Source organism: Pseudomonas cuatrocienegasensis (assembly GCF_900110925.1).
GTDB classification, from domain to species: domain Bacteria; phylum Pseudomonadota; class Gammaproteobacteria; order Pseudomonadales; family Pseudomonadaceae; genus Aquipseudomonas; species Aquipseudomonas cuatrocienegasensis.
Genome location: NZ_FOFP01000020.1, coordinates 81,447 through 88,767, shown reverse-complemented (window position 1 = coordinate 88,767; position 7,321 = coordinate 81,447). Strand labels below are relative to the sequence as shown.

The following is a 7,321-nucleotide window of genomic DNA, read 5'->3' as shown; positions in this document are numbered from 1 at the left end:
GCAGGGGCCGGCCTCGTAGCAGAAACTCAACGCCTCGCCCGACTGGCTCAACTGCTTGAGCAGCTTACGCAGCGCGGCGGCACTGTTCTCGATAGTACCGTGATAGTACGGATCACCACGCCCCGTCCGGGCCACTGCCACGGCAATTGTCGCTTTGTGTACGTCCAAACCCACATAGACTTGGTTAAACTCATTCATGACCTGTCCCCCTCGATGCGGCTCTGTGTTGAAGGTGTTTCCCACCCCGAAAACATAACCCGCGTTCTCGAGGTGGGGCAGGTCAATCCATGATGTCTACGCGTGTTCGCTAGTTCACCCTGGTGCTGCGTGATGGCTTGCACGAGATGCAACACGATTTTGGGACATAGCCAATCGGCATAGGGGACGGCCTTCGCAGGCCGTTCCCCTGCCACACCACCCGGCATGCGGTTCCGCACCGGGCGGTTCGAGAGATTGAGGTCAGGAGAGACGCGGCATACCCATCCTGTCGAAACTCGCTATATCGAGCACTCGATTGAGCTCAAGAGCGCTATTGCGCCACCAGCAGCGAGAGTTTCCCGCCACTTTTCGAGCAACAGCCTCACTTGCACCTAACCTACGCAGCTCGCGATAGATCGTTGGACTACGCCGCCATTGCTTGAGCTGAATAGCCCGTAGTCGGTGCCGTATCCATTCATCCAGCTCTCGCCAGACTCTCGGGGTTTGCGACAAGCCGAAATAAGCCTTCCAACCAAGCATGTAGGGCCTTAATCGATCAACAACCTGCTGCAAGCTACGGCCACACGAACGCCGCGTGAGCCATCGGATTTTCTGCTTGAACTGCTTCTGCGCTTTGTACGAAACCGCACGTTTGACTTCGCCTCGGGCCGTCCATAATGCGTAGCCCAGAAACTTGCGACCAAACGCACTGGCCACCGCACTCTTGCTCTCGTTGACACTCAAGTGCAGCTTTTCATACAGACGCTTGAGTAAAGTCATTACCCGCTGACCTGCTTTATGAGTGCGAACATAGACATTCGCATCGTCGGCATAGCGCACAAAACAATGACCTCGACGTTCAAGCTCCCGATCCACTTCGTCCAGCAGCACATTCGCCAGCAATGGTGACAGCGGGCCGCCTTGCGGCGCCCCGCAGCGACTTTTCTCGACCACGCCATCGATCATCGTTCCCGCATCCAGATAGGCGCGGATCAGCCGGATAACCGCCCGATCCGCAATCCGCTTGCGTAGACGATCCATCAAGATGTCATGATCGACCCGGTCGAAGAACTTCTCCAGATCAACATCCACCACCACTTTACGCCCCGAGGAAACATGGCGCTGAGCAGCCAAAACGGCGCCCTGCGCACAGCGTCCCGGGCGAAAGCCGTAGCTGTGCTCACTGAAAGTAGGATCGAGTAATGGCTGTAAGACTTGCAGCAACGCTTGTTGGATCAGGCGATCGGTGACCGTTGGAATTCCCAACTCGCGCTGACCGCCGTCAGGTTTGGGGATGACCACACGTCGTACCGGGCTGGGCCGGTAGACACCTGAAAGAAGCTGTTCGCAAATCGCCGCCCACCGGGTCAGTAGATGATCGGCCGTCTGTTCAATATCCAGACCGTCGACGCCCGCTGCCCCCTTGTTGGCCTTGACCCGTTTCCACGCCCGCTTCAGGTTTTCTCTCGCAAAGGCCCGTCCCAGCAGCCCTTGCCCTGCGTTTTCGGATTCATCTTGCGGGCGATTGACCTCGTCGCTGACGGGATTTCTCACGGTTTCACCGCTCGTTATCTCCGTCCGCCCTGCGTTTGGCAGGCATCTGACTTCCGGTTTCTCGCATCAACATGGCCTATAACGCTTTCTCTCGTTCGGCCCTTCGTCAAAAAAAAGACTACTACGGCCTCTGCTGACTTCTCGCTCCGACTTGCGCCGTCGCCCTTTCAGGCACAAAGCGAGATCTCCCCAGGTAAGAACGCAATCCTTCACCACACAACCGCCGGATTTACGCAGCCTGATCCTTGACCACAAGAGCTTCGCGATTTTATGCCCGCTCGCCCTGATCGGCTCCGCCTTGTATCCGATTCTTGTACATCGGCTCATGGCTTCGATTCACGCTTCCTTCCCACACTCAGTCGCCCTCATGCAGTTGCGCTTCACTTCGTTCGCTGTGGTCAGCTTACGGCGGGACTTTCACCCACAAGATTGCGCCCATGCTGGGCGCACATAAAAAAGGGACCCGCAGGTCCCTTTTTGCATGATCAAACAACTGTTATTGCCAGTTCTGCAACGCCGTCTTTGCCGCCTGATTGAGCGGCTGGGCGAGCAAGCCGGTGGGCGTCAGGCTGACGCTGTAAACAGCATCATCGGCAATCGGCAGGTAGGTCACCCGGCGGGCCTGAGCATCGAACAGGAACAGATCATGCCGGCCCAGCCGCAACCAGCGCCATAGGTCGATGCCATAGAGACTCTCGGCCAACGCCACCTTGTCGTGCTGAGCCATGGACTGCTGCTCGATGGCCAGAAAGCGCCCGGACAAACGCTCAAGGCGATAGCCAGGCTGCAAGCCGATCAGCGCGGCCAGGCCCTTCCACTGCAACAGCCGGGCATCCAGCTGCCAGAGATCGCCCTCCAGGGTCACGCTACGCTCGCGCTCGCCCTCCAATAACGTGGCTCGATAGGCATTGCCTTCGGCTTTGAAACTCAGGGTGACCAGTGGCTTGCCATCCGGCAAAGGCGCATAGCTCAACAGGTCGTAGGCTACCAGGCCGATAAGCCCCGCCAGCGCCAGAAACGCCAGGCCACAGGTGCCCCGTAACCACCCCAAAAACCAGCGTGTATCGAACAGGATACGCGCGGCGATCACCACTGCCAGCAGCGCCAACAGCGCGGTTGCCCAGGCCAGGCCGTCATACTGCATCAATCCATTCCTTCTGCTGGAAAATGCCGGCATTATGCGCAGCTGCTCCAGCCTCCGAACAGCGACAACGCTGAACAATCTGATACAGGTCGTCTTTTTCCATGCCATTTCCTTTCGAGCTCGCGGTCGATCCGAGCACACTGCTGATTCTCGCGCTAGTTGCCTTCGCTGCCGGCTTTATCGATGCCGTTGCTGGCGGTGGCGGCCTGCTGACCATTCCGGCGCTGCTCACCGCCGGGCTGCCGCCACACCTGGTGCTGGGCACCAACAAGCTGAGCTCCACCTTCGGCGCGGCCGCGGCCAGCTTTACCTTCTATCGGCGCAAGCTGTTCCATCCTCGGCAATGGCTCAATGCACTACTCGGCACCGCCATAGGCGCCTTTATCGGAGCCATCGCCGCGCAGTGGATGCCGGCGGAGTGGCTGAATCTGCTGCTGCCGGTAGCGGTATTCGCCTGCGGGTTGTACTTGCTGTTCGGCCGTACACCAGAGGCCCCAGTCAACGCCGATGCGCCCATTGCCAGACGCCGGCAATGGCCACAAGGCCTTGGCCTGGGCTTTTACGACGGCGTCGCCGGCCCCGGCACAGGCGCGTTCTGGACAGTCAGCACGCTGCTGCTCTACCCCTTGGACCTGGTGCGCGCCAGCGGCGTGGCGCGGACCATGAACTTCGTCAGCAATGCCTGCGCCCTGAGCATCTTTATTGCCAGTGGGCAGGTCGACTGGATACTCGGACTGTGCATGGGCAGTTCGCTGATGGTCGGCGCCTTTATTGGCGCCCGCACCGCCATCAGTGGCGGCTCGCGTTTTATTCGTCCGGTGTTTATCTGCGTGGTGCTGGCGATCACCGCACGGCTGGTCTGGCAGCACTGGGTGGGCGGCTAACCCTGCAGGGTCGGCTCAGGCAGTCCCTGGCGCCGGGCCACGTACAGATCGATCAGGTAACGAGCAATCGAGCGCGGGGCTGGCAACGGCGGCAGTGCGTCGAGATGAAACCAGCGCGCATCCTCGATCTCTTCAGGCTGCATGACGATCTCGCCACTGGCGTAGTCGGCATGGAAACCCAGCATCAGCGAATGGGGAAACGGCCAACCCTGGCTGCCGACATAGCGCACGTTGGCGACTTCCACGCCGACTTCTTCGCGCACCTCACGGCTGACGCACTGCTCAACTGACTCGCCCGGCTCGACGAACCCGGCCAAGGTGCTGTACACGCCACTGACGAAGCGCGGCGAGCGCGCCAGCAGCAGCTCGTCACCTCGCGTGACCAGCACGATCATGCTCGGGGATAAGCGCGGATAGTGATGCAGCTCGCACCGCGCACAGTGCATGGCGCGCTCGTGGCTAAACGCGCGCATGACGCCACCACAACTGCCACAGAAACGGTGCTGCCGTGCCCAGGTGCCAATCTGGCTGGCATAGCCAAGCATGCGAAAGGTCTCGGCATCGCCTTGCAACATGACTTGGCGCAGGCTCTGCCAATGACAACCCGGCATATCGAAAGGCTGCTCAGCCTCCAGCACATACAGCGCATCACCAGCAAGATGGCCAATACCATGCTCGGCGAGCACTGCCGGCTCCTGGCGCTTCAACCAGTCGCGCGGAAACAGCAAACCATTGGCATCCGCCAGAAATTGCTGGCGACAATGCACCAGCGCCCAACCGCCAGGTTGTTGCGGGTCGAGCAGACCCGGCTGCCAGCCGGCGTCCATTTAGGCCGCCACCGGCAGACCCAGGGCGCGAATGCTCTCCTCGGCCAGGTCGAGAACGCTGGGCTGGGTTTCCGGGCGCAATACAGCGCCGGCTTCCAGGTAATACTCCAGGCTGCTCAGGGCATCGGCCAGGGTTTCCAGCAGCGGCTCGGCCGGCATCTGCGGCGCTTCGAGCATTTGCGTCTGGATGTAGTCGGCACAGGCGCCCACCAGGCGCGCCGCGCGGGGCTGATCGAGAAACCACAGGCCTCCGCGCACGGCCTGCAGGCTGAAAGGGACATTGGCCAGGTGCATGCGGTCGCCGCCGGCTTCCAGGTAGGCGGTGATCGCCCGCTTGGCCAGGGCCAGCCCGGCCTGGGCTTCATCAACCACGACAATGCGTGCCTCGTAGAGCTGATGCTCGGCGAACGACTGCGCCTCGCCCTGCCCTGCAGCATCGCTCGCCCGAGCGCCTTGTCGCTCGCCACGTTCCAGGCTAGCCACCATGCCCTCGACATAAAGCACAGCATCAGCCAGGCGCACCAGCTCATCGGAAGGCGGCGCTACGGCGGCGCTCCAGCCAGCCACGGTTTGCAGTTGCAGCGCCAGCGCGTTACCCGCCGAGCTGAGCCCTACCATACCCAGGGTCTTGCTTAGTTTGCCAAGCAGCGCATGCAGGCTGCTCAATGCATCGTCCTCCAGGCTGCCGCGCTCGATCAGGTCGAGCATGTCCTTGAGGCTGGCGAGTTCTTCACGAATCGCCGAGCTGAGCGAGCGCATCACGGCTTGGCCAGGGCCGGCCAGCTGTTGGTACTGCTCCTCGAGCAGGTGGTCGGTAAAAGGCAATGGCGTCAGGCCAAAAAGCGCTCGCACAGACGCCGCCCGAGGCCCCTGGGTGTCGGCCAGGGCAACCAGATAGAGCAGCTCCTTGAGCAGGCTGCGGGGCGGGTCGTAAGCTGTATTGACGACCATTTGCTTGAGCTCCCGGTCGAGCCGGGAAAACAGCTGCTTGCGCGCCTTGCGCGGCAACAACTGACCGTCGGCCTGGGCCTCCAGGGCAGCAGCACCGATCCAGCACAGACGCCCGCCCGGCTGATTGGCATACAAGCGATCCAGACGCGCCAGGGCACGGCCCATCAGTTTGAGGCTGGCGGCTATATTCTGCTCGCGAATCAGGCCCAGCAAGCCGACCTGATACATATGCCGCAACCGTCGGCTTTCGCTGGCACGCACGCTCGGGTCGAGGTCGAGCAGCGGCGTTTCGGGACGCTGCTGGTCGAGGCGCACGCTGAAGAAAAAGCACTCCGGCAATGGCGGCTGACCACCGGCCTGGCGCAGGTCATTGATGGCCGGCAGCAGCAGCTCCGGCAGTTCCTGGCGATGAGCGTCGACGTTTTCCAGGTAGCGGCGCAGCACATGCAGGGCGTTGCTCAGAGCCGACAGTTGAACATCGCGCTCTTCACCGGCACCCGCCGGGATATCGGTCGCCTGATCGAGCACTTCCTGGGCCAGCAACTCGGCGCCTGCCAACTCGATCAGATTGAGCGTACCGCGCACCTGATGCAGGCTTTCGACAGCCTGCTGCAGCAGGCTGCCGTTATGCCGCTCGGCGATGAATTGCTCGAGGCTGGACTCAGCCTCCTCCATCGTGGTGAACAGCTCGTCGCGCACCAGGCTGAGGGACGTTGCACCGGTTACCATGAGCTAATGCGCCTCCCGCGCCTGTAAATGGAACAACTGCGGGCGCGCATCAGTCCGCAAACTCCGGCTTCTGCTTGTTCATCTGTGCGGCCATGGCGACACGAAGGTCGACCGACTGCAACATCGCTGCGTTCCAGGTGGCCACGTACTCGAGGCCATCGTCAACGCGGTGATCACGCATGTAACGGATCATTTCCTTGGTGCCGCGCAGCGCCACCGGGGATTTCTCGGCTATTTGCCGAGCCAGGCCCATGACCCCGGCAAGCAACGCATCGGCATCGATGTAGGTGCGGTTGACCAGGCCGATGGCTTGGGCTTCATCGCCCTCAATGGTACGCCCGGTGAATGCCAGCTCGCGCATCATGCCGTCGCCGATAATCCGTGGCAGGCGCTGCAGGGTGCCGACGTCCGCGGCCATGCCGATATCGATCTCGCGAATGGCGAACTGCGCATCGACCGTCGAATAGCGCATGTCGCAGGCGGCAATCAGGTCGATCGCGCCGCCCAGGCAATAGCCCTGGATCGCCGCGAGCACCGGTTTGCGGCAGGCATCGACCGCGTTGAAAGACGCTTGCAGCTCGAGAATCTTGCGCCGCAGGGTTTCGGCATTGCGGCCGACATCCTTGCCCAACTGGTTACCGATGGAGGCCAGCATCATCAGGTCGATACCCGAGGAAAAATGCTTGCCGGCACCGGAGAGCACCACGACGCGCACCTCATCGGTGCTGTCGACCCAGCGGAATATGTCGATGATCTCGGTCCAGAACGCCGCATTCATGGCGTTGATCTTTTCCGGACGATTGATGATCACATGGGCAATTTTGTCGGCCAGCTCGACACGAAAGGCGGTGTAGTCGGACACGGCAGTCATCCTTCGCAGCAGGCGCATGGGCGCGGGGTAGTCGCAAACCGGTCGGAGCGCAGCTGCCAACTGCTGGGCAGCTGGCCGGCACAGGCTCCGATACATTCGCGCAACTATAACAATCAAGCCACAAAAGTCGATGCCGACCACTGTGACGCAGCCGTCACAGTTG

At 61.4% G+C, this 7,321-nt stretch carries 6 protein-coding genes and 1 pseudogene; 1 reads left to right on the top strand and 6 read right to left on the bottom strand.

Features of this window, described 5'->3' with window-relative positions; genetic code table 11:
* The 3 genes and pseudogenes from BMW49_RS21280 to BMW49_RS21265 all read right to left on the bottom strand — a co-directional run.
* Positions 1–198: pseudogene (locus BMW49_RS21280) on the bottom strand (IS110 family transposase); the annotation flags it as partial.
* Positions 199–459: 261 nt separating this feature from the next.
* Positions 460–1,752 (bottom strand): group II intron reverse transcriptase/maturase, encoded by a 1,293-nt coding sequence (gene ltrA, locus BMW49_RS21275; protein WP_069519680.1) that lies wholly within the window; start codon positions 1,750–1,752, stop codon positions 460–462.
* Between the two features lie 496 nt (positions 1,753–2,248).
* On the bottom strand, positions 2,249–2,896 hold the full coding sequence (locus tag BMW49_RS21265; RefSeq protein WP_069519681.1) for a hypothetical protein: 648 nt from the start codon (positions 2,894–2,896) through the stop codon (positions 2,249–2,251).
* A 101-nt stretch (positions 2,897–2,997) separates the two neighbouring features.
* Between BMW49_RS21265 and BMW49_RS21260 the strand changes: the two genes are divergently transcribed.
* Complete coding sequence (locus tag BMW49_RS21260) at positions 2,998–3,780, top strand: TSUP family transporter (RefSeq protein ID WP_069519682.1); 783 nt, start codon at positions 2,998–3,000, stop codon at positions 3,778–3,780.
* Here the strand turns inward: BMW49_RS21260 and nudC are convergent.
* From nudC to BMW49_RS21245, 3 genes are read right to left on the bottom strand one after another with little or no spacing between them, the layout of a single operon-like run.
* On the bottom strand, positions 3,777–4,607 hold the full coding sequence (gene nudC, locus BMW49_RS21255; protein WP_069519683.1) for an NAD(+) diphosphatase: 831 nt from the start codon (positions 4,605–4,607) through the stop codon (positions 3,777–3,779). The genes BMW49_RS21260 and nudC overlap by 4 nt on opposite strands.
* Positions 4,608–6,287, bottom strand: a complete 1,680-nt coding sequence (locus tag BMW49_RS21250) for a FimL-related protein (RefSeq protein ID WP_069519684.1) — start codon at positions 6,285–6,287, stop codon at positions 4,608–4,610. It lies immediately after the preceding gene.
* Between the two features lie 49 nt (positions 6,288–6,336).
* Complete coding sequence (locus tag BMW49_RS21245) at positions 6,337–7,149, bottom strand: crotonase/enoyl-CoA hydratase family protein (RefSeq protein WP_069519685.1); 813 nt, start codon at positions 7,147–7,149, stop codon at positions 6,337–6,339.
* Positions 7,150–7,321 lie beyond the last annotated feature (172 nt).

Coding starts and splice junctions, on each gene's coding strand:
- BMW49_RS21265 (WP_069519681.1), bottom strand. CDS start 2,896: ATGCAGTATGACGGCCTGGCCTGGGCAACCGCGCTGTTGGCGCTGCTG.
- BMW49_RS21260 (WP_069519682.1), top strand. CDS start 2,998: ATGCCATTTCCTTTCGAGCTCGCGGTCGATCCGAGCACACTGCTGATT.
- nudC (WP_069519683.1), bottom strand. CDS start 4,607: ATGGACGCCGGCTGGCAGCCGGGTCTGCTCGACCCGCAACAACCTGGC.
- BMW49_RS21250 (WP_069519684.1), bottom strand. CDS start 6,287: ATGGTAACCGGTGCAACGTCCCTCAGCCTGGTGCGCGACGAGCTGTTC.